This window comes from Nocardiopsis deserti (assembly GCF_008638355.1).
Lineage (GTDB): Bacteria > Actinomycetota > Actinomycetes > Streptosporangiales > Streptosporangiaceae > Nocardiopsis > Nocardiopsis alborubida.
In genome coordinates, this window is the sequence record NZ_VWVS01000004.1 from 359,716 (window position 1) to 383,514 (window position 23,799).

26 protein-coding genes are annotated in these 23,799 nt (G+C 72.2%); 11 read left to right on the top strand and 15 right to left on the bottom strand.

Translation table 11 applies throughout. The features are described from left to right. Nucleotides 1–37: 37 nt before the first annotated feature. The 3 genes from FYW99_RS14260 to FYW99_RS14270 form a co-directional block, all read right to left on the bottom strand. Entirely contained in the window at nt 38–223 is a 186-nt protein-coding gene (locus FYW99_RS14260) for a DUF397 domain-containing protein (RefSeq protein ID WP_150252520.1), read from the bottom strand. A gap of 61 nt (nt 224–284) precedes the next feature. Further along, nucleotides 285–455 carry a DUF397 domain-containing protein gene (locus FYW99_RS14265; RefSeq protein WP_150252521.1) on the bottom strand — a complete coding sequence of 57 codons (171 nt, stop codon included), beginning with the start codon at nt 453–455 and terminating at the stop codon, nt 285–287. Beyond that, a complete protein-coding gene (locus tag FYW99_RS14270; protein WP_150252522.1) occupies nt 452–1,258 on the bottom strand; it encodes a helix-turn-helix domain-containing protein in 807 nt (268 codons plus the stop codon). The genes FYW99_RS14265 and FYW99_RS14270 overlap by 4 nt, the downstream gene beginning before the upstream one ends. A gap of 363 nt (nt 1,259–1,621) precedes the next feature. On the opposite strand from FYW99_RS14270, the gene FYW99_RS14275 reads away from it, so the two are divergent. Continuing rightward, a complete protein-coding gene (locus FYW99_RS14275) occupies nt 1,622–2,074 on the top strand; it encodes an ATP-binding protein (protein ID WP_150252523.1) in 453 nt (150 codons plus the stop codon). Between the two features lie 168 nt (nt 2,075–2,242). Continuing rightward, the gene (locus tag FYW99_RS14280) at nt 2,243–2,455 is read left to right on the top strand and encodes a hypothetical protein (RefSeq protein WP_150252524.1); all 213 of its coding nucleotides are present in this window, start codon (nt 2,243–2,245) and stop codon (nt 2,453–2,455) included. A 21-nt stretch (nt 2,456–2,476) separates the two neighbouring features. Here the strand turns inward: FYW99_RS14280 and FYW99_RS14285 are convergent, their stop codons facing one another. Then, complete coding sequence (locus tag FYW99_RS14285) at nt 2,477–3,064, bottom strand: hypothetical protein (RefSeq protein ID WP_150252525.1); 588 nt, start codon at nt 3,062–3,064, stop codon at nt 2,477–2,479. 113 nt (nt 3,065–3,177) lie between these two features. On the opposite strand from FYW99_RS14285, the gene FYW99_RS14290 reads away from it, so the two are divergent. Continuing rightward, on the top strand, nt 3,178–3,648 hold the full coding sequence (locus FYW99_RS14290; protein ID WP_150252526.1) for a MarR family winged helix-turn-helix transcriptional regulator: 471 nt from the start codon (nt 3,178–3,180) through the stop codon (nt 3,646–3,648). Between the two features lie 143 nt (nt 3,649–3,791). Here FYW99_RS14290 and FYW99_RS14295 read toward each other — a convergent pair whose 3' ends face one another. Next, nucleotides 3,792–4,418 (bottom strand): TetR/AcrR family transcriptional regulator, encoded by a 627-nt coding sequence (locus FYW99_RS14295; protein WP_150252527.1) that lies wholly within the window; start codon nt 4,416–4,418, stop codon nt 3,792–3,794. A gap of 144 nt (nt 4,419–4,562) precedes the next feature. Between FYW99_RS14295 and FYW99_RS14300 the strand changes: the two genes are divergently transcribed. Beyond that, on the top strand, nt 4,563–5,939 hold the full coding sequence (locus FYW99_RS14300; protein ID WP_223839021.1) for a serine hydrolase domain-containing protein: 1,377 nt from the start codon (nt 4,563–4,565) through the stop codon (nt 5,937–5,939). Between the two features lie 144 nt (nt 5,940–6,083). On the opposite strand, the gene FYW99_RS14305 is transcribed toward FYW99_RS14300, so the two are convergent. The 3 genes from FYW99_RS14305 to fabG all read right to left on the bottom strand — a co-directional run bounded on the left by FYW99_RS14305 (nt 6,084) and on the right by fabG (nt 8,623). After that, on the bottom strand, nt 6,084–6,845 hold the full coding sequence (locus FYW99_RS14305; RefSeq protein ID WP_150252529.1) for an SDR family NAD(P)-dependent oxidoreductase: 762 nt from the start codon (nt 6,843–6,845) through the stop codon (nt 6,084–6,086). A 220-nt stretch (nt 6,846–7,065) separates the two neighbouring features. After that, entirely contained in the window at nt 7,066–7,830 is a 765-nt protein-coding gene (gene fabI / locus FYW99_RS14310) for an enoyl-ACP reductase FabI (protein ID WP_150252530.1), read from the bottom strand. An 88-nt stretch (nt 7,831–7,918) separates the two neighbouring features. Beyond that, on the bottom strand, nt 7,919–8,623 hold the full coding sequence (gene fabG / locus FYW99_RS14315) for a beta-ketoacyl-ACP reductase (protein ID WP_150252531.1): 705 nt from the start codon (nt 8,621–8,623) through the stop codon (nt 7,919–7,921). A gap of 304 nt (nt 8,624–8,927) precedes the next feature. On the opposite strand from fabG, the gene FYW99_RS14320 reads away from it, so the two are divergent. Together FYW99_RS14320 and FYW99_RS14325 are read left to right on the top strand one after the other, a co-directional pair. After that, nucleotides 8,928–9,266, top strand: coding sequence for an antibiotic biosynthesis monooxygenase (locus FYW99_RS14320; protein ID WP_150252532.1), 339 nt, complete (start codon nt 8,928–8,930; stop codon nt 9,264–9,266). Continuing rightward, on the top strand, nt 9,263–10,249 hold the full coding sequence (locus FYW99_RS14325) for a helix-turn-helix transcriptional regulator (protein ID WP_150252533.1): 987 nt from the start codon (nt 9,263–9,265) through the stop codon (nt 10,247–10,249). Before FYW99_RS14320 ends, FYW99_RS14325 begins: the two co-directional genes overlap by 4 nt. Here the strand turns inward: FYW99_RS14325 and FYW99_RS14330 are convergent. Next, a complete protein-coding gene (locus FYW99_RS14330; RefSeq protein WP_150252534.1) occupies nt 10,170–10,829 on the bottom strand; it encodes a response regulator in 660 nt (219 codons plus the stop codon). The two genes, FYW99_RS14325 and FYW99_RS14330, sit on opposite strands and share 80 nt — an antisense overlap. Continuing rightward, a complete protein-coding gene (locus tag FYW99_RS14335) occupies nt 10,804–12,090 on the bottom strand; it encodes a sensor histidine kinase (protein WP_190394662.1) in 1,287 nt (428 codons plus the stop codon). Before FYW99_RS14335 ends, FYW99_RS14330 begins: the two co-directional genes overlap by 26 nt. A gap of 334 nt (nt 12,091–12,424) precedes the next feature. On the opposite strand from FYW99_RS14335, the gene FYW99_RS14340 reads away from it, so the two are divergent. Further along, nucleotides 12,425–13,192 (top strand): ABC transporter ATP-binding protein, encoded by a 768-nt coding sequence (locus tag FYW99_RS14340; RefSeq protein WP_150252535.1) that lies wholly within the window; start codon nt 12,425–12,427, stop codon nt 13,190–13,192. Between the two features lie 5 nt (nt 13,193–13,197). Beyond that, a complete protein-coding gene (locus tag FYW99_RS14345; RefSeq protein WP_150252536.1) occupies nt 13,198–15,972 on the top strand; it encodes an ABC transporter permease in 2,775 nt (924 codons plus the stop codon). Nucleotides 15,973–16,135: 163 nt separating this feature from the next. On the opposite strand, the gene FYW99_RS14350 is transcribed toward FYW99_RS14345, so the two are convergent. From FYW99_RS14350 to FYW99_RS14365, 4 genes are all read right to left on the bottom strand, one after another. Beyond that, entirely contained in the window at nt 16,136–16,567 is a 432-nt protein-coding gene (locus FYW99_RS14350; RefSeq protein ID WP_061081395.1) for a hypothetical protein, read from the bottom strand. Between the two features lie 131 nt (nt 16,568–16,698). Continuing rightward, the gene (locus FYW99_RS14355; RefSeq protein ID WP_150252537.1) at nt 16,699–17,517 is read right to left on the bottom strand and encodes a polyprenol monophosphomannose synthase; all 819 of its coding nucleotides are present in this window, start codon (nt 17,515–17,517) and stop codon (nt 16,699–16,701) included. Between the two features lie 130 nt (nt 17,518–17,647). Beyond that, nucleotides 17,648–18,454, bottom strand: a complete 807-nt coding sequence (locus FYW99_RS14360) for a DeoR/GlpR family DNA-binding transcription regulator (protein ID WP_017564384.1) — start codon at nt 18,452–18,454, stop codon at nt 17,648–17,650. A gap of 52 nt (nt 18,455–18,506) precedes the next feature. Beyond that, nucleotides 18,507–18,734: a hypothetical protein gene (locus FYW99_RS14365; RefSeq protein ID WP_150252538.1), complete on the bottom strand. Its 228-nt coding sequence runs from the start codon at nt 18,732–18,734 to the stop codon at nt 18,507–18,509. A 94-nt stretch (nt 18,735–18,828) separates the two neighbouring features. On the opposite strand from FYW99_RS14365, the gene FYW99_RS14370 reads away from it, so the two are divergent. Next, nucleotides 18,829–19,653 (top strand): 4'-phosphopantetheinyl transferase family protein, encoded by an 825-nt coding sequence (locus FYW99_RS14370; protein ID WP_150252539.1) that lies wholly within the window; start codon nt 18,829–18,831, stop codon nt 19,651–19,653. A 135-nt stretch (nt 19,654–19,788) separates the two neighbouring features. Here the strand turns inward: FYW99_RS14370 and FYW99_RS14375 are convergent, their stop codons facing one another. After that, nucleotides 19,789–20,946, bottom strand: coding sequence for an acyl-CoA dehydrogenase family protein (locus FYW99_RS14375; protein ID WP_150252540.1), 1,158 nt, complete (start codon nt 20,944–20,946; stop codon nt 19,789–19,791). Between the two features lie 220 nt (nt 20,947–21,166). Here FYW99_RS14375 and FYW99_RS14380 point away from each other — a divergent pair, with 220 nt between their 5' ends. After that, complete coding sequence (locus tag FYW99_RS14380; RefSeq protein WP_150252541.1) at nt 21,167–22,177, top strand: LysR family transcriptional regulator; 1,011 nt, start codon at nt 21,167–21,169, stop codon at nt 22,175–22,177. A 211-nt stretch (nt 22,178–22,388) separates the two neighbouring features. Then, a complete protein-coding gene (locus FYW99_RS14385) occupies nt 22,389–23,699 on the top strand; it encodes an ABC transporter substrate-binding protein (protein ID WP_150252542.1) in 1,311 nt (436 codons plus the stop codon). Nucleotides 23,700–23,799 lie beyond the last annotated feature (100 nt).

The window sequence follows — 23,799 nt, forward strand, 5'->3', positions numbered from 1 at the left end:
CGCCCAGAGAGGAGCGGGGCCGGTTTGCGCTACTTCGCTACTGGCCGCGCACCGCGTTCATCAGCGCGGTCCACTCCGGCGCGGGCACCGTCAGGTGGCCCAACTCCCGGTTCTGGGTGTCACGGATACCGGTGACCGGTCCTTCCGCAACCTCCACACAGTTACCGCCACGGCCATCGCTGTAGCTGGACTTGTGCCAGGAACCTTTCTCGGCGGTGCTCATCACAGACCTTTCATGCTCGCACGGAGGGCTTCGAGGGACCGGCGCGAAGACAGCGCTTCGGCTACTGTCCGCGAACCGCCGCGAGCAGGGCCGTCCACTCGCAAGCCTCGGCCGACAAATGCCCCAGCTCCCTGTGCTGGGTGTCGCGGATGCCGGTGACCACGCCCTCGCACACCTCCACGCAGTTGCCGCCAGTGCCATCGCTGTAGCTGGACTTGTGCCAGTCGTTCATGCTTTCAGCTGCTCCTTCGCACTACGAATCATCTCAAGGGTGGCACGGGTCGTGAGCGCCTCAGCTTGCATCGCACTGAAGAGCATCGACATCTCGTTGACCTGCTCCGCCTTGTCCACAATCTCGCCCCCGCGAGCGTTCTCCAAGTAGAGCGCGGACCTCTGATCGCCCAAGGTCACGATACGGAAGGGGGCGCACAGCCCTGGATGGTTGTCGAGGGGAAGAGCCTGAAGTCGGATCGTACCGGCCTCGATGAAGTCGGTGATCCTCTGGAGTTGGTCTACCAGGATGCGCTCAGAGCCAATCGGCCGCAGAAGCACCAGTTCGTCCAGTACACACCACAGGACAGCCCCACGCTCCTGCAACTCTCCCATCCGGGACATGCGCGCCATCACGAGTTCTTCGACCTCGTCGAACGTGGCTTGTGGGCGTCGAGCGCGGATGAGCGTTCGGGCGTAGTCCGGGGTTTGCAGCAGGCCTGGCACCAGAATCGACTGATATTCACGGATATGTCTAGCCTTCCGCTCCATCGCCAAGGCGCTTCGGAATCCGTCCGGCACGCGCCCTTCGCGCACGGTGTCTTTCCAGAAGGACAGGAGTTCGCCACCGGTTGCGTAGAGGGTTTCCAGCCTGTCCACGTGATCCCGTTTTGGGACTCTTGTGGCTCTTTCAAGATGACCAACCTGAGCGCCTGTCACTCCGAGGCGCTTCCCCACCTCAGCGAGGGAAAGACCATGCTCGCTACGAAGTCTGCGCATCTCCTTGCCGAAGGGCACCCACTTCTTTTTCACGTCGAGGGGCATGAAACCAAGTTACAACAAAAAGCGACCCGAGACTACCTCATAGTGCATTTCAGTGACAGTTTCTAGGTTGCTATAGATCTCTGATCTGCGCATGTGCATAGTCGTGTTTGGGAAGCACGGACCAGACGTGAACCTCGTTGGCTGATCTTCTCCTAGCGCCTCGTACGCCTGCCGTCCGCTCCTCAACAGAAGGGGACGGCTCAAATTCCCGTCCTGGTCGGGACGGAAACAAGGCGCTACTCCATCCGTTCGTAGGTAGCTGGGCAGGACAGCCCGGCGCCAGGGCACAAAAAGCCCCGGCAGTCGAAGTAGAGAGCGACCGCCGAGGCAGAGTGCCCCACCCGGAAAGCCCCGAGGTGAGACATGAACAAGCCTATCGTTCAGGCCCCGGCACTTCCACGCCGACTGTGTGGAACCGCCACCAAATCAGGCATTCTGCTCGGCCCCGAACTCGGCCACGTCAGGATCGCCCGCCGCTGGGCCGCCCAGGCCACCCGCTCCCGGCCCAGCCTGGCCGAACCCGTCGGCATCGCCGTCTCCGAGCTGACCACCAACGCGCTGCGCCACTCGGCGTCCGGACTTCCGGGAGGCTCCGTCCGCGTGGAGATCGAACGCACCCCGCGCCATCTCGAACTCCGCGTCACCGACAACGGCCCCCGCCCCGGAGAAAAACCCACCTTCCCGGCCGTGCCCTCTCCCGAACCCCTGCGACCCAGCGGCAACGGCCTACGCCTGGTCGAAGCCCTGTGCTCCTACTGGGACTGGAAGCAACACTCCTGCGGCGCGATCACCGTCCGCGCCGTCTTCCCCTGGTGACCCAGCAGCACTTCCCTGCTCCGCACCACCCGACCTGTCCCCCCGGGCCGGTGCGGACGGGCCGGTGACCTCCGCACCGGCCCGAAGCCCCGCCCTCTCCTTCCCCGGGAGGGCGGGGCCACCGACCACTCACACAACAGCGGACCCCTGAGACACGGAAAGCCCCTCATGCCCGACTACCGCTACCTCCTCGACGGCCGCCCCGACGTCCTCACCCCCGGCGAAGTCGCGGAACTGTTCAACATCCGCCCCCGCAGCCTCCACCGAGGCGAATGGGACAACGTCCTCCAACCCTTCCGCACCCCCGGCGGAGCACGCCGCTACCCCAAAGAACACATCGCCACCCTGCTCAACCAGCCGGACCCCCCGACCTCCCCGTGAGCCTGCACGAAGACCGCTCACTCACGCCTCTTCGGATCCTGGCCCGGACGACTCCTCCAGCAGGCGTCCGCCCTCGATGAGCATCTGGCGGACCGCACCGACCATCCAGACGAGGGTGACGGCGATGACCGTGACGTTCTTGCCCGCGAGCAGCAGCGCCCAGTAGAGGTCCTGTGCCGAGGCGGGGATCCACAGCGGCACGACCTGTTCGGGGACGACGGAGAAGACGGCGAAGAGCGCGAGCAGCAGCGCGCTCTGCCACAGCAGGCTGGGCCACCTGTGGTCGAGGAAGGCCCGGACTCGGCGGCCGTCGCCCAGGTGCCGCCCGCGCCGGACCCGCTCGTCCTTGAGGATCGCGACGCGGACGACGAGGATGATCAGGACCACCCGCGCGCCCTGGGCGATCACCTCCAGAGCGACGTGCGAGGGCGTTGACAGCCCCTCGCCCCACAGCGCCACCCCGAAGCGCTCGGCCGCCGGAACGAGGGAGAGCCCCGCCACCAGGAGGAGATGGCGGGCGTAGAAGGCCAGCGCCCAGCGCGGGGGCTCCAGAGCCAAGCGCAGGTGGGCGCGCGCGGGCAGCGCTGGGGTGGTGGCTCTCTCCGTCATCGTCGCTCTCCCGGTTCGCGTCGCCTGTCGGACATTCATTTTAGTTCACTAAACTAAAATATTCGATAGGCTAAAGGATGTCCACGGTGCGGCAGGAGAAGGGGCGTCGAGGCGTGAACGACACGGACAACAACCCAGCCGGCGGCGGCGACCTGGGGTGGCAGCTGAGCACCGCCGTCGTACTCTTCCACGAGGCCGTCGGCCAACGCCTGGGACTGCGCGCGCTCGACCACCGCGCGCTGGGCCTGATCGAGCGTCAGGGCCCGCTCACCGCCGCTGCGCTGGCCGAGCTGACCGGCCTGACCCCCGGCGCCGTCACCGGGCTCGTCGACAGGTTGCTCCGCCTGGGCTACGTCCAACGCGTCCCCGACCCGGCCGACCGGCGGCGCGTGCTCGTCTCGGCGGACGTCGAGGCGCGGCCCGACCCCGCCGACGCCTTCGCGGGACTGTCCCGGGCGATGGGCGAGCTGATGGCCGGGTACGACGAGACCGAACTCACCGTGATCGAGGACTACGTCACCAGGACGATCGACATCCTGCACAGGCAGACCCAGCGCCTCAGCGCACCCGAATCACAGGCGTGACCGGCGGGGACTCCGCCACCGTCGCCCCGGAAGGACAGCAGGGGCCCGCCCGCCTTCGGGGTGACAAGGCGACACGGGGGTGCGGTCACGCGGACCGCAGCCTCAGCCGCGACCGAGGACGGGGACGGGGACGGGGCTGCGGTTCAGCGCGTGTACTGGCGGCACTCCCCCGTGAACACCGAGCCCAGTTCCGCGCGCAACGCCTCCCGGGCGCGCTCGGCGGCTCCGGGTCCGCCCCGGTAGACCTGGGTGGCCAGGCCCTCGGCCACGGCGGCCACGCGGGCGGCGGCCGCGACGGCGTCCACGTCCGCCTCCACCTCACCGCACTCCACGCCGTTGCGCACCGCCCGGGCGATCTCGGCGTGCAGCGCGTCCGCGGTGCGGGCGTCCACCTCGGCCAGGGCGGGGTTCTCCAGAGCCCGTCCTGCGAAGACGCGGATCACCCGGAACTCCGCCCGACGGGACTCGTCCAGGGGCAGGTGCTCGGCCAGCGCGGCCAGCAGGATCTCGGCGATGGTCCTCTCGTGCCGGGTCCCCTCACCGACGACGTCCGCGACGCGGGTGGCGACGGCCGCACTGACCCGCTCGAACGCGTGCAGCAGCATGTCGTCCTTGGAGGGGAAGTAGTGCTGCACGAGTCCGACGGAGATCCCCGCGCGCGCGGCCGTGCGGGCCACGGTCACGGCGTCCAGCCCCCGTTCGGCGATGAGCTCGCACACGGCGCCGGTGATCTGCGTGCGCCTCTGGGCATGGTCTGCGGTTCTTGGCACCGGATAACCGTATCATGGTACGGTCATAATCGTATGGAGATACGGTTATCGAAAGGCCCTCTCATGCCCCGCCCCCTCACGCACGCCCCTCTCGCCCTGCTGCTCGCCCTGACCCCCGTAAGCGCAGCGGTCCCATCGGCCCCCTTGGCCCCGACAGCACCTACGGTCCCACCGGACGGCGCGGCTCCCACCGGCCCCGCCGAGATGGACGCCTACGTCCGGGAACGGATGGAGGCCACCCACACCCCCGGTCTGGCCTACGCCGTGGTCGGCCCCGAGGGCGTCGAGCACCGGGGGGCCTTCGGCGTTGACGGCGACGGCGCCCCGGTCGACGAGCACACCCCGTTCCTGTGGGGGTCGGTGGCCAAGCCCGTGACCGCCACCGCCGCGCTGGTCCTGGCCGAGGAGGGGCGCCTGGACCTGGACGCCCCGGTCGAGGAGTACCTGCCGGTCCTCGCGGGGTTCGGCGCCGACCCCACCGTGCGCGACCTGCTCACCCAGACCTCAGGGCTCACCGCGCGGACCGCCGCCGCCACCAGCGACCTCTACGGCGAGGAGGCCCCGGGCCTGGACACGCGAGTGGCGCGCGTCGCCGCCTCGGAGCCGGGGAACCCGGGCACGCACGAGTACAGCAGCGCGAACTACCTCGTGCTGGGCGCCGTGATGGAGGAGGTGACCGGCGACTTCGGCTCCCACCTGCGCGCGAGCGTCCTGGAACCGACGGGGATGGACGGCGTCTTCACCAGTGCGGCCCAGGCGCGGGAGGCGGGGCTGAGCGCGGGGCACCGCACACTGTGGGGCGTGCCGGTGGCCGACGCGGACGGCGTGGACGACGCGGGAGCCGCCTACGGCTACCTGGGCGGGGACATCACCGACCTGGCCGCGTTCGCGCGGGCGCAGCTGGAGGCGGAGCCTCCCGTGCTGGACGCCGCCTCCCTGGAGCGGGCCCGCACGGGGCTGGTCCCGGTCCCGGGTTCGGCGCAGGAGTACGGCCTGGGCTGGCGCGACACCGCCCTGTCCGACCTCCGTGAGCCGATCGTCTTCCACGGCGGGTCGACCCCGGGGTACGCGGCGATCGTGGTGGTACTGCCCGAGCGGGAGAGGGCGGTGGTGGTCCTCCAGAACACCTACGACATGCTGCGTGACGACGGCATCCAGGCGGTCGCCTTCGGACTGGCCCACATGGTCGCGGGCGGCGACTCCCCCTCCTCCCCCGGCACCGACCCGCTGTACCTGGCGTCGGTGTGGACGCCCACGGCCGCCGCGGCGGCGCTGGGGGCGGGTGCCGTCGCGGCCGTGCGGGTCCGGCGGCCCCGCCGGTGGGCGACGGGGCTGTGGTCGGCCCTCGGGCTGGTCGCGGGGGTCGCGGCGGTGGGGCTGGCGGCGAGCTACGGTCTGCGCCCGGCCCTGACGTGGGTCCCCGACGTGACGGCGGCGACGCTGGCCGCGGGCGTGCTCGGCGCCGCCGTCGTGGTCCTGCGCCTGCTGGCGTACCGGCGCGGCGACCGCGCACGGGCCTGACCCCCGGTGCACGGGGCGACGCCACCGTCATGGCCCCGCGCCCGCTGGCACACCGGCGCGGCGACCGCGCACGGGCCTGACCCCCGGCGCACGGGGCGGCCCCACCGCGGCCCGACCGGCGGGCCCGGCCGCGGCGGGGCGCGCTCAGATCCGGTCGAGGAACCCGCCGTCGACCATCAGGTTCTGCCCGGTGACGTAGGTCGCGGCCGGGCTGGCCAGGAAGGCCACCGCGCGGGCGACCTCGTCGGGGTGGCCCAGGCGGCCGTAGGGGATGCGCTCGCGGACGGACTCGTAGAACTCCGGGTCGTTCTCGCGGCGGCGCTCCCAGCCCCCGCCCCGGAACTCGATCGGTCCGGGCGAGACGGTGTTGACCCGCACCCCCTCACCCGCCCAGGCGCGGGCCAGCGAGGACGCGTGGTGGTTGAGCGCGGCCTTGACCGCGCCGTAGGAGCGCGGTCCGGCGGGCACGGTGGTGTGCAGCGCCGAGGTGCTGGAGATCAGCACCACCGCGCCGCCGCGCTCGGAGGCCAGCAGGTGGGGCCGGGCCGCCTCGGTCAGGCGCACGAACGGCATCAGATCGGCCGCGAAGCCGCGCTCCCACTGGTCGGGGGTGGGCGCGCTGCCGCCGGAGACGTTGGACACCAGCACGTCCAGGCCGCCGAGTTCGGTCGCGGCGTCGTCGACGAAGGAGGGCAGCGCGTCGTGGTCGGTGACGTCCAGGGCGCGCGAGAACACCCGGGCGCCGACCTCCTCCAACTCCCGGGCCGCCTCGGACAGTGGTCCGGGGGTGCGCGCGCAGATCGCGAGGTCGGCGCCCTCGACGGCGAACAGCTGGGCGATGGCCCGGCCGATCCCCCTGCTGGCCCCGGTCACGGCGACCCGCGCCCCCGTCAGTCCCAGATCCATACCCCGTCCCCTTCAATCTCGGCTCGCACTGCCGCCTGCCCGGGTCACACGCGCCGCTTTCAGCACACGGGTGTACACGCCGCACCTGCCCCACGACAGCAGACGGGCGGGCCGCCCCTGAGGGGTGGCCCGCCCGCGTCAACCTACCGCACGCGCGCGCCGCGGCACCGGTCCGGAGAGCCGGGGCCGGTGGTCGGCGCGGTCAGGGCTGTCGGGCCGGTCAGGCTCCGGTGGAGTGGAAGCCGCCGTCGACGTGGACGATCTCGCCGGTGGTGGCGGGGAACCAGTCGGACAGCAGCGCCACGACCGCCTTGGCCGCGGGCTCGGGGTTGGTGACGTCCCAGCCCAGCGGGGCGCGCTCGGGCCAGTGCTTGGCCAGCTCGGAGAACCCGGGGATGCTGCGGGCGGCCATGGTGCTCAACGGCCCGGCGGAGACCAGGTTGACCCGGATGTTCTGTTCGCCGACGTAACGGGCCAGGTAGCGGGCGGTGGAGGTCAGCGCGGACTTGGCCACGCCCATCCAGTCGTAGATGGGGTAGGAGACGCTGTTGTCGAAGTCCAGGGCCACGACCGAGCCGCCGTTCTTCATCAGCGGCATCAGCGCGGTGGTCAGCGACTTCAGGGAGAAGGTCGAGGTGTGCATGGCCGTGGCCACGTCCGACCACTCGGTGTTGAGGAAGTTGCCGCCCAGGGCGTCCTGCGGGGTGAAGCCGATGGAGTGCACGACGCCGTCGAGGCCGTCCACGTGCTCGCCGACTCGGGCGGCCAGGGTGCCGAGCTGCTCGTCGTCGGTGACGTCCAGCTCCAGGATCGGGGGCGTCTCGGGCAGGCGCTTGGCGATGCGCTCCACCAGGCTCAGGCGGCCGTAGCCGGTGAGCACGACCGTGGCGCCCTGCTCCTGGGCGAGGCGGGCCACGTGGAAGCCGATGGAGGAGTCAGTGAGCACCCCGGTGACGAGGATGCGCTTGCCTTCGAGGATTCCCATGTTCGGGTCGTCCGTCCTGTCTGTGATCCGTTGCGGAAGGGGAGCCCTCCCGGTGGCTGAAGGGAGAAAAAAAGGGGGGCGGACCCGGTCAGTGGCCCATGCCCAGGCCGCCGTCGACGGGGATCACGGCGCCGGTGATGTAGGCGCCGCCGGGCCCGGCCAGGAAGCCCACCGTCCTGGCGATGTCGTCGGTGGAGCCGAGGCGGCCCAGCGGGACGTTCTTCTTGATCTCGGTCCGGCGGTCCTCGGGCAGGACCGCGGTCATGTCGGTCTCGATGAAGCCGGGGGCGACGACGTTGACCGTGATGTTGCGCGAACCCAGCTCGCGGGCCAGGGAGCGGCCGAAGCCGACCAGACCGGCCTTGGAGGCGGCGTAGTTGGCCTGGCCGCCGGAGCCGAGGAGGCCCACCACGGAGGAGATGAGGATGATGCGGCCCGAGCGCTTGCGCATCATGCCGCGCACGGCGCGCTTGGCCACGCGGAAGGAGCCGGTGAGGTTGGTGTCCAGCACGGAGGAGAAGTCGTCCTCGCTCATCAGGGCCAGGAGCTGGTCCTTGGTGACCCCGGCGTTGGCCACGAGCACCTCGACCGGACCCTGCGCCTCCTCGACCTCCTTGAAGGCGGCGTCGACCTGGGCGGAGTCGGTGATGTCGCAGCGGACACCCAGCAGGCCCTCCGGGGGCTCGCCGGAGCGGTAGGTCACCGCGACGTCGTCTCCGCCCGCGGCCAGTTCACGGGCGATGGCCAGACCGATTCCACGGCTGCCGCCGGTGACCAGTACCGAGCGCGACATAGGGGCTCCTCTTCTCCTGCGGCTGCTGTGATCAGCCACGACGTGGTGTTCCGGGGGATGGGACCGCATTGCAGCGTACCGAGCTACCCGGCGGTAAACGCAACCGAGGTGAACAACGGCGCCGGTCCGCCCATGTGCGGGGATTCCGGACACACAGGAGGCACGCAGGGGGGATGCCCGGACCACGGGGGTCGGGGGTGAGGTGTGTCACCGCGAGGCCGAGCAGGATCACGACAGCGCGGGGCGGCGGCGGGGGGCACGATCGTGGGGGACGGGACGCAGCGCGGCGCGAAGGAGGAGCACGGTGATCAGACGGCTGTGGCACGGGTGGACGTCTCCCGCCGACGCGGACGCCTACGAGCGGCTGCTGCTGGACGAGGTCTTCCCCGGTATCCTCGCGCGGGGCCTGACGGGGCTGCGCGGCCTGGAGGCGTGGCGCCGTCCGGAGCGGGCGGGTGAGGTGGAGTTCGTGACGGTCATGTCCTTCGACGACGTGCACGCGGTCGCCGCGTTCACCGGAGGCGACCCGGAGGCGTCGGTGGTCCCCGAGCGCGCCCGCGCCCTCCTGGGGCGGTTCGACGAGCACTCGGCGCACTACGACCTCGTCGGTGACGGGCTCCCGGAGAGGGCCTCCTCGCGGTGAGCCCTCCGCCCCTGCGCTGCCTCACCCTCGCCGACGCAGGCGGGGTGCGGATCACCGACGTGCTCTGCTCGGCCGCGCGCGCACCGCTGGGCGCGGAGGAGGCCGCGGGGCTGCCCCGGCTGGTGCTGCCGGTGGACGGCGTGTTCTCCTGCCAGGTGCGGGGGACCCCGCACGTCGTGGAACCGGGGAGCGCCCTCCTCCTACAGGCGGAGGAGCCCTACCGCTTCGGACATCCGGTGGGGGGCGGGGACGCGTGCGTGGTGGTCGCCCTGTCCCACCGGTTGTGGGACGAGGCGGTCGAGGCGGGTCCGCCCCCGGTGGGCCGTGTGGTGCTGGATCCTCGCGAGCAGTTGGGAACCCTGGTGTTCCGCCGTGCCCTGCGCGAGCGGGTCCGCGATCCGGACGCCGTACGCGAACTGGCCCTCATCCGGGTGGGAGAGGTCCTCGCGGCCGCGGGAACGGGGAGGGAGGGTACTCGGGCGTCGCCCGCCCACCGCCGTGTCGCCTGCGCCGCCGCCTCCTTCGTCGCCGAACACCACGCGGAGCCGGTCCCGCGCCTGCTCGACGCGGCCGCCGCCGCGGCGGGCTGCTCCCCCTACCACCTGGCCCGGGTCTTCCGGGCGGTGCAGGGGACCACCCTGCACGGGTTCCGTGAGCGGCTGCGCCTGGCCTCCGCGCTGCGGGCCCTGGCGGAGGGGTTCAACGACCTGTCCGCGCTGGCCTCCTCCCTCGGCTACGCCAGCCACTCCCACTTCACCGAGCGCCTGCGCCGCTCGGTGGACGCGACCCCGTCGCAGGTGCGCTCCCTGCTGGGCGGGAGGAGGCCGTCGGAGCGCGTCCCCGGGAGGGCGGGGCGCCTACCGTCCGGCGGCGGATCCGCCGCCGCTCACACCGGTCCGCCCCTCACGCCCAGCCCGCGTCGTGGGCCAGAATGGCGGCCTGCACCCGGTTGGACATGCCCAGCTTGGCCAGGATGCGGCTGACGTGGGCCTTCACCGTGGCCTCGCGCATGCCCAGGTCGCGGCCCGCCTCGGCGTTGGACCTGCCCCGGGCCACCGCGAGGAGCACCGCCCGTTCGCGCTCGCTGAGCACCGACAGGCGGCGCACGGCCTCGGCTCGGCCCGCCGCGGAGTCGGCGGGGGCGGGCGCGGCGAAGCGTTCGAGCATGCGCTTGGTGACGCTGGGCGCGAGCATCGCGTTGCCCTCGTGGACGGTGCGCACCGCGCCGATGAGGTCGCGCGGCGGGGTGTCCTTGAGCAGGAAGCCCACCGCCCCGGCCCGCAGAGCGCTGTGCACGTACTCGTCGAGGTCGAAGGTGGTCAGCAGGACCACGCGGGGCGGCCGGGGCAGAGCGGTGAGGCGGGCGGCGGCGGTGATCCCGTCGGTGCCCGGCATGCGGATGTCGAGCAGCACCACGTCAGGGGTGAGCTCCTCGGTCAGGCGCACGGCCTCGGCGCCGTCGCCGCCCTCGCCCACGACCTCGATGTCGGGTGCCGAGTCCAGGATCATCCGCAGGCCGGATCTGACCAGGAGTTCGTCATCGACCAGGAGCGTGCGGATCACCTTCGGAAACCTCTTCCTCCGTGCCGGATGGATCGTCGGTTCGCACGATAGCGCGCAGACGCCACCCTCCGTCGGGGCACGCCCCCGCGCTGAGGCTGCCACCGGAGAGCACGACGCGCTCGTGCAGCCCGGTGAGCCCGAAGCCGCTGCGGGGCATGGGCGAGGCCGGGCCCTGCACGGGCGCGTTGGCCACCTCCACCTCCAGCTGGCGGTCGGCGTAGTGCAGGCGCAGGGTGACGGCGGCACCGGGCGCGTGCTTGGCGGCGTTGGTCAGCCCCTCCTGGACGATCCGGTAGGTGGTGCGCTGGGCGCCCGCCGGCAGCGGGCGGACCTGGCCGGTCTCCTCACGGCGGATGGGCATCCCGGCGGTGCGCCACTCCTCCACCAGGCGGTCCAGGTCGGCCAGGACCGGCTGGGGGGCGGTGGGCGCCGTGTCGGTGTCGTCGCGCAGCACCCCGAGGATGCCGCGCAGTTCGGTGAGGGCCTCGCGGCCGGTGGTGCGGATGAGCCCGGCCGCCTCCACGGTGCGCGGGTCCTGGGAGGAGACCTCCAGCCCGCCCGCGTGCAGCACCATGAGGCTGACCCGGTGGGCGACCACGTCGTGCATCTCCCGGGCGATGCGGGTGCGCTCGGTGGTGAGGGCCTGCTCGGCCATCATGTGCTGTTCGCGTTCGAGGCGTTCGGCGCGCTCGTGGAGGCGGTCGATGAGCTGGCGTCGGGTGCCCACCCACAGGCCGAAGGTCATCGGCACGACCAGCACCATCGCGATCAGGGAGATCGGCATGAGGACGCTGGTCGGGTAGGCGACGACCATGGCCAGGCTGAACAGGGCGAACCAGCCCACCAGCAGGCCCCGGTTGGCGTGGTACACCGAGTACGAGTACAGGGCGATCACGGCCGGGACGAAGTTGGCGAAGCACAGCAGCAGCACGAACGCGGTGACGAGCATCCACTGCGGGGAGCTCCGCCGCAGGAGCACCGTGGCACCGGCGAACAGCACCGGGATCACGTAGAGGATCACCCCGCTGACCAGGGCGAGCGAGATGTTCAGGGAGGCCAGGGCCACGGGGACGGCCCCGACGAGCCCGCGGAACAGGCCGAGCTGGAGGCTGCCCAGCACTTGCAGGAGTCCGCTGAACAGCAGCGGCAGCACGGCGTAGAGCCAGTCGGCGATGGTCAGGCGGTGGGCCCACCACCACTCCCGGTCCCTGTTCCACAGGGCACCAGCGTCTCTGCCCCGGTCGTTCACCCAGCTCCTCATGCTGCGGAGTCTACGGCGGCGCCCCTGGTGGACCCGTGTGCGCACCGGGTCCGGTCCCACGCGGTCCGATCGTCGGTCGGCGCGCGAAAGCCCCGGCGGGGAAGGGTCCGTGGCGGGTTCGCCACAGCGGGTGACCCGCCGACCCCCGACGAAAGTCGGTACGTCGGCCAGACGAAGGAGTCGCGAACCCGCCCGTCACCGTTCCTTTGGCCGAGTCGCGAATCGGCCCCGCGGGGGACGCCCGGGCCGGACCCACGGCCCTAGCGTGGTGGGGAGCCGAGACGGAGAGCCCGTCCGGTCCGCACACCATCCCCGAATCCTGGAGCTGTCTGCCGTGACCGAGTCCACTGTGAAGCCCGACCCCACGGTCACCTCACCGCCGGTGGTGGTCGCCCGGGGCCTCACCAAGACCTACGACACCGGCGACAGCCAGGTCCACGCCCTGGCCGGGGTGGACGTGGAGTTCCACCGGGGCGCCTTCACCGCGATCATGGGCCCCTCGGGGTCGGGCAAGTCCACCCTCATGCACTGCCTGGCCGGGCTGGACGTGCCCACAGCGGGCACCGTGCACCTGGGCCGCACCCAGATCACCGGCCTGCGCGACGCCGAGCTCACCCTGCTGCGCCGCGACCGGATCGGGTTCATCTTCCAGTCGTTCAATCTGCTGCCGATGCTGACCGCCGAGCAGAACATCCTGCTGCCGTCGCAGATCGCCAAGCGCGGGGTCGACAAGCAGCGCTTCGACCACATCATCGACGTGGTGGGCCTGCGCGACCGGCTCAGCCACCTGCCCGCCAAGCTCTCCGGCGGCCAGCAGCAGCGCGTGGCCGTGGCCCGCGCCCTGCTCAACGCGCCCGAGGTCGTCTACGCCGACGAGCCCACCGGCAACCTGGACTCGCGCTCGGGCGCCGAGGTGCTGGAGTTCCTGCGCGGATCGGCCCGCGACCTGAACCAGACCATCGTCATGGTCACCCACGACCCCGTGGCCGCCTCCTACGCCGACCGCGTGGTCTTCCTGCGCGACGGCCACCTGGTGGACGAGGTCACCGAGCCCACCGCCGAGCTGGTCTCCGCGCGGCTGCTGAAGCTGGAAGAGGCCTGAGGGACATGCTGCGCACCACACTCGCCGGGCTGCGTCTGCACAAGTCCCGGTACGTCACCACCGTGCTGGCGATCCTGCTGGGGGTCATGTTCGTGTCGGGGACCATGGTCTTCGCCGACACCCTCAACGCCAGCTACGAGAAGTCCGTCATGGGCTCGGCCACCAGCGTCGACGCCGTCGCCGTCCCCACCGAGCCCGAGTTCGACCCCGAGAGCACGGAGGCGCCCGAGGACCCGGTTCCGTTCACCGACGAGCAACTGGACGGGGTCCGGGCGCTGCCCGAGGTCGCCGACGCGGGCGGGCTCCTCCGGGGCCAGGCCGTGCTCCTGGACTCCGAGGGCCGGGCGACCGGTTTCCTGCCGCCCTTGGCGCTCGGGCTGAACGGAGTCAGCCGGTTCTCCGCCGACGAGGGCTCGCTGCCCGCGAACGGGGACGAGATCGCCCTGGCCACCTCCACCGCGGAGCAGCTCGGGTTCACGGTCGGCGACACGGTGACCGTGCTCGACCCCGAGGGGGACAAGCGCGAGTTCACCATCACCGGGCTGGTCGAGTTCGGTGTGGAACGAATCTACAGCGCCGCGGGCGCCGTCGTCTTCGACCCGGGCACGGCCCGGGAGATGACCGGCGTGACGGACTACACCGAGATCGACGTGCTCGCCGCCGAGGGTCACACCCCGCAGGAGGTGGCCGACGCCGTCGCCGCCGAGCTCGGGGCGGCGGCCGATGTGCGCACCGGTGAGCAGCTCGGTCTGGTGATAGCCGAGGACGCGGGCGGCGAGACCGCGTTGATACGCACCGCGCTGCTGCTGTTCGCCTTCGTCGCGATGTTCGTCGCCGGGATCGTCATCTACAACACCTTCGCCATCCTCATCGCCCAGCGCCAGCGCGAACTGGCCCTGCTGCGGTGCGTGGGCGCCAAGCGCGGCCAGGTCTTCCGGTCGGTGCTGATCGAGTCGGTGGTCGTGGGGCTGGTCTCCTCCGCCCTGGGCGTGCTGGCCGGTGTGGGCGTCGGCATGGCCGGTGCGACCTTCGGCGGCCCGCTGCTGGGCTCCGGGGAGGCGGTGCCCGTGGTGATCACTCCGACAGCGGTCCTGACCGGTCTGGCCGTGGGCACCGTGGTGACCGTGTTCTCCGCCCTGGTCCCGGCCACCCGCGCCACCCGGGTGGCTCCGCTGGCGGCCCTGCGCACCAGCGCCTCCGCCGCCGGTCTGGAGAAGGGCACCGGCTGGGTCCGTGTCGTCTTCGGCCTGCTGACCTTCGCGGTCTCGGCCGTTCTGGTCGCCCTGACCCTGAACGCGGACCTGGCTGAGATGGGGCTGGTCGTCGTGACCGCCGCCGCCCTGATCACGTTCGTGGGCGTGGTCGTGCTGGGCCCGCTGCTGGTGCGCGGCATCGTGCGCCTGGTCGGTGTTCCCCTGCGGAAGGTGGGTGTGCCGAGCATGCTGGCGGTGGACAACTCCACCCGCAGCCCGCGCCGCGCGGCCACCGCGATGATCGCCCTGACCGTGGGCGCCACCCTCATCACCGGGTACTCGGTGATCAGCGCCTCCGTCGAGACAACCATGACCCGGATGCTCGAGGAGCAGTTCCCGGTGGACTACCAGGTCTCCCCGCAGTTCTCCATGGAGGAGACCGGAAGCGGCACGGAGACGTCCGAGGACTCGGAGGGCTCCGAGCAGGCTCCCGCCGGTGGTGAGGAGGCCGCGGCCCAGGACGCGCCCGCCGGGGGAACGGGCGGGGAGTCTCCCGCAGACGGAGCCGAGGGCCCCGCCGAACCCGTGGAGTCGACCGAGGGCGCGAGCGCCGGTGAGGGCTCCGGAGCGGAGGCCGCCGACGAGACCGGGACCGCCCAGGAACAGGGGCTCCCCACCGTCCCGAACGAGGTCCGGGTAGCTCTGGAGGGCCAGTCCGCCCTGGGCGAGATCATCGGCCAGCGCAGCACCTACGTCGAGGCGTACGGGGACCGGGGCGTTACCGTCTACACCTACCCGGGCGCCGAGATCGGCGTCGACCTCACCAGCGACACCGTCGAGGGCGACGTGGCCGACATGGGCCCGGGCAAGGCCACGGTGGTGGAGAGCGACGCCGACGGCGCCGGGGTGGGCGACACCCTGACCCTCCCGACCGAGGACGGCGAGGAGCTGTCCGTGGAGATCGTCGCGGTCGTGGAGGACATGCAGTCCCTGTCGGGCGTGACCCTGCACCCGGAGGACTTCGCCGCGGCCTTCCCTGCGGTGGAAGAGGACGACCTGCTGCTCATCCGCGCTGCCGAGGGAGCCGACGCCGCCGAGGTGCGCGACGCGGTCTACACCGCGCTCGAGGACTACCCGACCATGCAGATCGGGTCGGCCGCCGAGATGAAGAACCAGTTCACCGAGATCCTGGACATCGCCTTCTACACCATCGCGGCCATGCTGGGGCTGGCGGTCATCATCGCGGTGTTCGGCATCTCCAACACCATGGCTCTGTCGGTGCTGGAGCGCACCCGCGAGTCCGCGCTGCTGCGGGCGCTGGGGCTGGCCAAGGGGCAGCTGCGCCGGATGCTGAGCGTGGAGGCCGTGCTGCTGTGCCTGATCGGCGCCGGTATCGGCATCGTGCTGGGCGTGGTCTTCGGCTGGGCGGCCGGGGCCTCGGTCCTACCGGACATGATCTTCTCCGTGCCCTTCGGCCAGATCTCGGTGTTCATCGTGATCGCCGTCCTGGCCGGGCTGCTGGCCTCGGTGCTGCCCGCCCGCCGGGCGGCGGCCACCTCCATCACGGGGGCGCTGGCCAGCGAGTAGGCCGCCACGGCCCCGCGGACGCACGCGTCGCCGCAGGGGGAAACGCGCGGGCCCCCTCCACCTCAGTGGTGGAGGGGGCCCGCGCTCTCGGTGTGCACCCCGAACCGCCGGGCGCACCCGGGACCCCGCCCCGGGTACCGCGACCCTCAGGCGGCGTGGTGCCTCACGTGTCCGGGGCCCCGGTGTCCCTGGGGTCCTCGGCGTCCGGAACGTAGCCCGCCGTGTCGGTGGTCCGGTCGCGCTCGTCGTCCCGGTCGCCGTGGGGCGTGTCCGCCGGGTGCTCGTAGGGCCTGTCGGGGTGCTCGCTGCGCACGGCCGCGCCCTCGTCGACGTCGGGCGTGACGTCGTCGGACTCCTCGTGCATGGCCTCCTGCTCGGCGCTGCGGGTCTCCCCTCCCCAGCTCTCGCGCGGGTAGAGGTCGCTGCGCTCGGAGCGCACGCCCTCGTCGATCCCCCGTGGCTCGGCCGAACTGTCGGTCCCCGGCATGTCGGGGTCCTCGAAGTCGTACTCCTGGATGTCGTAGTCGGCCTCGATCCGCCGCTCCCGGGCGACGGCCTTGCTCAGTTCGGGGTCGTCCCCCATGTCGGTGTCCACGTCATAGGGCTCTTCAGTCATGTTCGCCCCCTTTCCCTCGTTAGTCCCGTGCCCCAAACCGGCGTACCTATGTCACCCGCGGGTGCACGGGGCGGCGGGGCGGACCGGGGGCGGCCGCGCGGCGGGGCCCGCTACCGGCGGCGGGCGCGCTCGGCACGGCGCAGCAGCAGCGGGCGCAGGGCTGCCTCCAGCGCGACGGAGCCGTCGAGCTTGCTCTGGCCCACCACGCGGTCCTCGAAGTGGATGGGAATCTCCACCATCTTCTGTCCGCGCCGGTAGGCCCGGTAGTGCATCTCCACCTGGAAGGCGTAGCCGGTGCTCTCGATGCCGGGCAGGTCCAGGACGCGCAGCGCCGAGGCCCGCCAGATCTTGAAGCCCGCGGTGACGTCGCGGATCGGGATGGACAGCACGGTCTTGACGTAGGTGTTGGCCCAGCCGCTCAGGAGGCGGCGGCTGAGGTTCCACTGCTCGGACAGGCTGCCGCCGGGGACGTAGCGGCTGCCGATCACCACGCCCGCGCTGGTGGCGTGCAGGGTGCCGAGCAACTGGGGCACGTAACCCACGGGGTGGCTGAGGTCGGCGTCCATCTGCACCACGTAGTCGGCGCCCTCCTCCAGGGCCCGGGTCATGCCCGCGACGTAGGCGCGGCCCAGGCCGTCCTTGCTGGTGCGGTGGACGACGCCGACGCGTCCGGCGAACTCGACCGCGAGCTTGTCGGCGACCTCTCCGGTGCCGTCGGGCGAGCCGTCGTCCACGACCACCACCCGCAGCCGCGGCAGGTCCAGGGCCATGAGCTGGCCCACCAGCACGGGGAGGTTGTCCGCCTCGTTGTAGGTGGGCACGACCACCGTCACCCGGGACTCGGCCCACGGTGCGGGGAGCGCCACGGGTTGGGGGGTGACGCGCACGGGCGGGGAGGACGGCTGCTGGGGAGACGGCTGGGAGGACATGCGCGGCGGCTCCTGCGGGATCGGGCGGGTGGTGCGGGACGGGCGGAGCGTACGCGGGATACGCGTGTGAACGGTAGGGTACGCGGTCCTTTCCTCTGTTCGCAGAGGAGAAGTCCGCCTTCGTCCTCCCTCACTGCCCCCGTTCCTGGGCGACCACCGCGACGTGGACGAGGGCGCCCGTCTCCTCCAGGGTCATCAGCACCTCGGGGTCGGCGCTGCTGTCGGTGACCAGGTGGGCGATCTCCTCGGGGGCGACGGTGGGCACCATGGTGTCGGCGCCGATCTTGGTGTGGTCGGCCAGGACGATGGTCTCCTCGGCGCAGGCGGCCAGGGCGCGGTCCACGCTGGCCACGGCCGGGTTGGGGGTGCTCAGGCCGCGGTCGGCGCTGACCCCGTTGCCCGAGAGGAAGGCCCGGTTGACACGCAGTCCGGCCAGGCTCTCCTCCGCCGCGGCCCCGACCAGGGCCCGGATGGGGCCGTGCAGGGTGCCGCCGGTCACGACCACCTCGACACCGGCGGCACCGGCCAGGACGTCGGCGACGCGCAGGGAGTTGGTGACCACGGTCAGGTCGGTGCGGGTGAGGAGCGCGCGGGCGAAGGCCTCGGCGGTGCTGCCGGGGCCGATGGTGACGGCGTCGCCTGGGCGGACCAGGCGGGCGGCCGCGGTGGCGATGGCGGCCTTCTCCGCGGCGCACTGGCCGCTCTTGCCGGAGTAGCTCTGCTCGTGGCCGATCCTCCCGGGCAGGGCGACCCCGCCCCGGCGGCGGTCCACCAGCCCCTCGGTCTCCAGCGCGCGCACGTCGCGGCGGATGGTGACCTCCGAGGCGCGGACCTTGACGGCGATGTCGCGCAGGGACATGGTGCCGTTGGCGCGCACGAGTTCGAGAATGCGCTCCCGGCGCTCGGCGGCGAACGCCGGACGGTTCTCCTCGGCCATGGACCCACTTCCGTGCTCTGCTCGGGCACGGGCCACGGTCCCGCGCGACTCCCTAGACTACGGACCCGTCGGCGGTGGGGACCCGGCCGGGCCGGGCGACCTCCTCGGGTGCCGACTGCTCCGGCACCCTCCCGGAGGCGGTTTCGGCCCCCTCCGTCTCAGCGGCGGCCTCCGCCCCGGGGGTCTGGGCCCCCTCCCGTAGGAGGGTGACGACGACGACCGCCGTGAGCGCCACCAGACCGACGAGCGCTCCCGCGCCGAGCAGTACCACGACAGACATCTGGGCCTCCCAGGGGACGGGCTGACCTGCCAATAACCGAATTCCCGGTTTGGGTTGACCTCACACCACCGAACGCGGGGAAGATCGGGACACAATGGGGGGCATGAAGCTCGATCCGGCACCACTGCCCACCGAGGTGTGGTGGGTACGCACCTCAGCCGCCGACGACCGCCTGCTGCGCCTGTTGGACGAGGAGGAACGGTCACGCAACGCCCGCTTCCGGCTCCAGGCCGACCGCGACCGGCACCTGCTGGGCCGGGCGGTGTCCCGGCTGCTGCTGGCCGAGCGGGCCGACTGCCCGCCCGAGAAGGTGACCTTCGCTTTACGCTGCCGTTCCTGTGAGGAGAAGGAGCGCGCGGGCGCCAGCCGGGGCGAGGACTCCGCGCAGGGCCCGCACGGCAAACCCCACCCCTCCGGCCCCGCCGAGGGGTGGGAGGTCTCCGTCAGCCACTCGGGCGAGTGGGTGGTGTTGGCCCTGGCCCGCGAGGTACCCGTGGGCGTGGACGTGGAACGCGTGTCCCCGGCCCGCGACCTGGAGGGCCTGGCGGGCTACACGCTGGGCGGGCCCGAGCAGCGGGCCTGGGAGCGCCTCTCCCCCGCCGACCGGGTCGGCGCCTTCTTCCGCTACTGGGCCCGCAAGGAGGCGCTGCTGAAGGCGACCGGCCTGGGCCTGTCCGGCGGGATGCGGCGGGTGTTGGTGAGCCCGGCGGACGCCGCCCCCGAACTGCTGGCCTGGGAGGGCGGCGGGGGCCCGGAGGCGGTGGCGCTGGCGGACCTGGACGTCGGGGCGGCCTCGGACCGGGGCGGGGAGGAGTACCGTTCCGCGCTGGCGGCGCTGACCGACCGGCCGCTGGAGCTGGAACTGCGTCCCCACGAGGAGACCGTCAGGCTGCTGCGCTCCCGCCCGGGCGGCGGCTGAACCCCGAGGGGCGGCCGGGCTCCCGGGAGGCGACCGGGTCCTCCCGGGAGCCCGGCCGCCCCGGCCCCCTCAGACGCTCTCGCGGGCCGGGTGGCGGGGGCGTGCGGCGGCGCCCTCCCCCGCGCGGGGAGGCGGTCAGGCTCCCTCGCGGGCCAGGTGGCGGCTGATGACCATGCGCTGCACCTGGTTGGTGCCCTCCACGATCTGGAGCACCTTGGCCTCGCGCATGTAGCGCTCGACGGGGAAGTCGCGGGTGTAGCCGTAGCCGCCGAAGACCTGCACGGCGTCGGTGGTGACCCTCATCGCGGTGTCGGTGGCCAGGAGCTTGGCCATGGCGGCCTGCTTGCCGAAGGGGCGCCCGGCGTCACGCAGGCGGGCGGCGGACAGGTAGAGCTCGCGGGAGGCGGCGACCTGGGTGGCCATGTCGGCGAGCATGAAGCCCACGCCCTGGAAGTCGCCGATCGCGCTGCCGAACTGGCGGCGTTCGCGGGAGTAGTCCACGGCGGCGTCGAGGGCGGCCTGGGCGAGACCGACCGCGCAGGCCGCGATGCCGAGGCGTCCGGAGTCGAGGGCGGACAGGGCGATGCCGAAACCCCTGTCCCGCTCACCCACCAGGGCGTCGGCGCCGAGACGGACGTCGTCGAAGAGGACTCCGGCGGTGGTCGAGGAGTTCATGCCCATCTTGCGCTCGGGGGCCGCCGAGCCCAGGCCGGGGGTGTCCGCGGGGACGTGGAGGCAGCTGATGCCGCGGGCGCCGGAGTCGGGGGCGCCGGTGCGGGCGAAGAGCGTGTAGTAGTCGGCCTGGCCGCCGTGGGTGATCCAGGCCTTGGCCCCGTTGACGCGGTAGCCGTCCCCGTCGGCCTCGGCGCGGGTGGCCAGGGCGGAGGCGTCGGAGCCCGAGGCGGCCTCGGACAGGCAGTAGGCGCCCAGGAGGTCGCCGCCGAGCATGCCGGGCAGGTGGGCGTCCTTCTGCGCGTCGGAGCCGAAGGAGGCGAGGGGGTAGCAGGACAGGGTGTGGACGCTCACGCCCAGGCCGACCGCGAGCCAGCCCCGGGCCAGCTCCTCCACCACCTGGAGGTAGACCTCGTAGGGCTGGTCCCCGCCGCCGTACCGGCCGGGGTAGGGCAGGCCGAGCAGTCCGGCGCCGCCGAGCACGCGGAAGACCTCGCGGGGGAACAGGCCGCCCTCCTCGTCCCCGGCGGCCCGCGGGGTGAGCTCCTTGTCCACGATCTCTCGGGTCAGTTCCAGGAGCTGCTCCGCCTCGGGGGTGTGCAGCGTACGTGCGACCGTCATGAACCTCTCCCGCGCCTGTCCGACATGTGGACACCTAGTAGGACGTCCAACTATATGGTGACGCACGGCACCCCAGCTCCACAAGCCGGGTGCGCCCGGCGCTCCGGCCCCTTGGACAGCGCACCGCTCCGGCCACCGTTCCGTTAGACGGGGCGGGTCGCCGAGCCCGCGACGACAGCACGTCTGTACACGAGCCCCCTCCTCGTCCTAGATTCCACGCATGGACCTCGAACTCCGCCACCTGCGCACTATCTGTCTCCTGGCCGACACCGGCAGTGTGACCAAGGCGGCCGCCGCGCTCTCCACCTCCCAGCCCGCACTGACCACACAGCTCCAGCGGATCGAGCGCGAGGTCGGCGGTCCGCTGTTCCACCGCGGACGTTCGGGGGTCCGCCCCACCGAGCTGGGCGAGTTCGTGCTGGTGCGCGCCCGCTCGGTCCTGCTGTCCATGGACGACCTGCTGCACGACATCACCGCGCGCGGGGCCTCCCCCACCACGCTGCGCGTGGGCGGGGTCGGGCCGCTGACGCTGGAGCTGTCGGCCCGCATTCCCGAGGTCTTCCCGAACGTGCCGGTCCACGTGCGCACGGAGTACTCCCCCAAGCTGGTCACCGACCTGGTCCGTGCGGGCCGTCTGGACCTGGGGACCACGATCGACTACGTGGACCGCGACCTGTCCACGGACGGCCCCCTGTCCTGGGCGATGCTCTCGGTGGAGCCGCTGCACGTGGCACTGTGGGCCGATCACCCCCAGGCGAACCGGCCGCTGGTCCGGCTGGGCGACCTGGAGGGGTCCCCGTGGGCGCTGACCCCGCCGGACGGCACCGGCTGGCCGGAGTGCTTCTACCTGGCCTGCCAGCGGGCCGGGTTCACCCCCGAGGTGCCCTACCGGCTCTACGACCGCTCAGAGATCCGCGACCTCATCGCCGACCGCCGGGCGGTCGCGCCGTGCCAGCCGGACTTCGACACCGGTCCGGACGTGGTGATACGCCCCCTGGAGGGCGCACCCATCCAGCTGCGCCACCTGCTGGTCTGGCGGCGCGACAGCCCGATCCAGCAGGCCTCCGACACCATCGCGCGGCTGGCCCGCGAGATCCTGCGCGGTCCGTCCCGCACCCTGGACCCCGTGCCCTCGGGCGCCGCCGAGACCGCGGGCGGCCCCGTGTCCGGTGTCGGCCATGCGGCGGGCGAGCGGTGCGGCGGACGCGCGCCGGGGACGCCCAACGGCTGATCCGGACACACTCCACCCCCTCCCACCTGGACACACGTCACATGACGACCGGTCGGTTTGCGCGGTCTGGGGACATGCGTAGAGTGTTTACCCGCAAGTAACGTACTGGTGAGTAGACCTACCCCCGCAGTCCACTCCGCAGACACGTACCTCCCCCACGGGCCCCGCCCCGCCCGTTCCGCGAAGGCACGACCGAGTCCAGGACACCATCATGCGACCACTGAGAATCCTCTCCTCGACGCTGGCCGTCACGGTTCTCCTCACCTCCTGTTCCAGCGGCACGGACGGCTCCGACAGAGCCGACCCCCGCGGAGTGACGGACGACGCCGTCGTCATCGGCACCCACCAGCCGCTCACCGGGGCGGCCTCCCCGGGTTTCCGACACGTCTCCACCGGCGCCCGCGCCGTGTTCGACTACATCAACGACAACGGCGGCATCCACGGCCGCCGGATCGAGTACCAGGTCCAGGACGACGCGTTCGACCCCGCGCAGACCCTGGAGGCCACCCGCAGCCTCATCGACGACCAGGAGATCTTCGCCATGCTCGGCGGCCTGGGCACCCCCACCCACGAGGCCGTGATCGAGGAGCTCAACGAGGCGGGCGTCCCCGACCTGTTCGTCTCCTCCGGCGCCCTGGCCTGGGACCAGCCCGAGGTCTACCCCTACAGCTACGGCTTCCAGGTCGACTACACCCGGGAGGCCAAGATCCAGGGCCAGTACATCGCCGAGAACTTCCCCGGCGACAAGGTCGGCCTGCTCTACCAGAACGACGACGTGGGCCCCTCCTCCCACGCGGGGATCGAGCAGTACCTCACCGAGGAGATCGTGGCCTGGGAGTCCTACGACCCCGGCGTCCCCGAGCTCGTCGGACAGGTCGAGGAGCTCAAGCGCTCGGGCGCCGAGATCGCCGTCTGCTACTGCATCCCCGCCTTCCTGGCCCTGGCCGTCCTGGAGGCCACAGCGATCGGCTACACCCCGCAGTGGGTGGCGCCCAGCTTCGGCGGCGACGTGGCGGTGGCCACCGGGCTGATCGAGGAGTACGCGCAGGGCACGGCGGCCGAGAACGTCCCGCCCGAGGCCTTCCTGGACGACCTGATCATCACCGCGTTCCTGCCGATGGCCGCCCAGCGCGAGGACCCGTGGACCGAGTTCTTCCTGGAGGTCCACGAGCAGTACAACGAGGGCACGCCCTTCACCGACACCACCGTCTACGGCATGGTGCAGGCGGTCCTGTTCGCCCAGGTGCTGATGCGGACCGGCCCCGACCTGACCCGGGAGAGCCTGCTCACCACCCTCAACTCCCACGAGTGGACGGGTCCCGGTCTGGTGCCGTTCAACGCCACCGAGAACGACCACAGCGGCTACGCCGGGGTGATGGTGGTGCAGCACCACGCCGGTGAGGAGCCCGAGGTCCTCCAGGAGCCCATGGTCACCGACAGCGGCGGCGGGCAGATCCTGCCCTTCGAGCTGGAGCGCCCCGCGCCCGACGAGGTGGCCCTCTTCGGGGGGTCCGGCGGGTAGACCGGAGGGCCGGTGGCGGTGCCCGAGCGGTACCGCCACCGGTTCGGGTACGGCGGACGGCACGTCCGTCACAGGAGCGCGGCTGTCCGCGACCGCTGCG

Bases quoted from the DNA above. Each gene is read 5' to 3' on its own strand.
- FYW99_RS14260 (WP_150252520.1), bottom strand. From the start codon at position 223: ATGAGCACCGCCGAGAAAGGTTCCTGGCACAAGTCCAGCTACAGCGAT.
- FYW99_RS14265 (WP_150252521.1), bottom strand. From the start codon at position 455: ATGAACGACTGGCACAAGTCCAGCTACAGCGATGGCACTGGCGGCAAC.
- FYW99_RS14270 (WP_150252522.1), bottom strand. From the start codon at position 1,258: ATGCCCCTCGACGTGAAAAAGAAGTGGGTGCCCTTCGGCAAGGAGATG.
- FYW99_RS14275 (WP_150252523.1), top strand. From the start codon at position 1,622: ATGAACAAGCCTATCGTTCAGGCCCCGGCACTTCCACGCCGACTGTGT.
- FYW99_RS14280 (WP_150252524.1), top strand. From the start codon at position 2,243: ATGCCCGACTACCGCTACCTCCTCGACGGCCGCCCCGACGTCCTCACC.
- FYW99_RS14285 (WP_150252525.1), bottom strand. From the start codon at position 3,064: ATGACGGAGAGAGCCACCACCCCAGCGCTGCCCGCGCGCGCCCACCTG.
- FYW99_RS14305 (WP_150252529.1), bottom strand. From the start codon at position 6,845: ATGGATCTGGGACTGACGGGGGCGCGGGTCGCCGTGACCGGGGCCAGC.
- fabI (WP_150252530.1), bottom strand. From the start codon at position 7,830: ATGGGAATCCTCGAAGGCAAGCGCATCCTCGTCACCGGGGTGCTCACT.
- fabG (WP_150252531.1), bottom strand. From the start codon at position 8,623: ATGTCGCGCTCGGTACTGGTCACCGGCGGCAGCCGTGGAATCGGTCTG.
- FYW99_RS14335 (WP_190394662.1), bottom strand. From the start codon at position 12,090: ATGAGGAGCTGGGTGAACGACCGGGGCAGAGACGCTGGTGCCCTGTGG.
- FYW99_RS14345 (WP_150252536.1), top strand. From the start codon at position 13,198: ATGCTGCGCACCACACTCGCCGGGCTGCGTCTGCACAAGTCCCGGTAC.
- FYW99_RS14355 (WP_150252537.1), bottom strand. From the start codon at position 17,517: ATGTCCTCCCAGCCGTCTCCCCAGCAGCCGTCCTCCCCGCCCGTGCGC.
- FYW99_RS14360 (WP_017564384.1), bottom strand. From the start codon at position 18,454: ATGGCCGAGGAGAACCGTCCGGCGTTCGCCGCCGAGCGCCGGGAGCGC.
- FYW99_RS14365 (WP_150252538.1), bottom strand. From the start codon at position 18,734: ATGTCTGTCGTGGTACTGCTCGGCGCGGGAGCGCTCGTCGGTCTGGTG.
- FYW99_RS14370 (WP_150252539.1), top strand. From the start codon at position 18,829: ATGGGGGGCATGAAGCTCGATCCGGCACCACTGCCCACCGAGGTGTGG.
- FYW99_RS14375 (WP_150252540.1), bottom strand. From the start codon at position 20,946: ATGACGGTCGCACGTACGCTGCACACCCCCGAGGCGGAGCAGCTCCTG.
- FYW99_RS14380 (WP_150252541.1), top strand. From the start codon at position 21,167: ATGGACCTCGAACTCCGCCACCTGCGCACTATCTGTCTCCTGGCCGAC.
- FYW99_RS14385 (WP_150252542.1), top strand. From the start codon at position 22,389: ATGCGACCACTGAGAATCCTCTCCTCGACGCTGGCCGTCACGGTTCTC.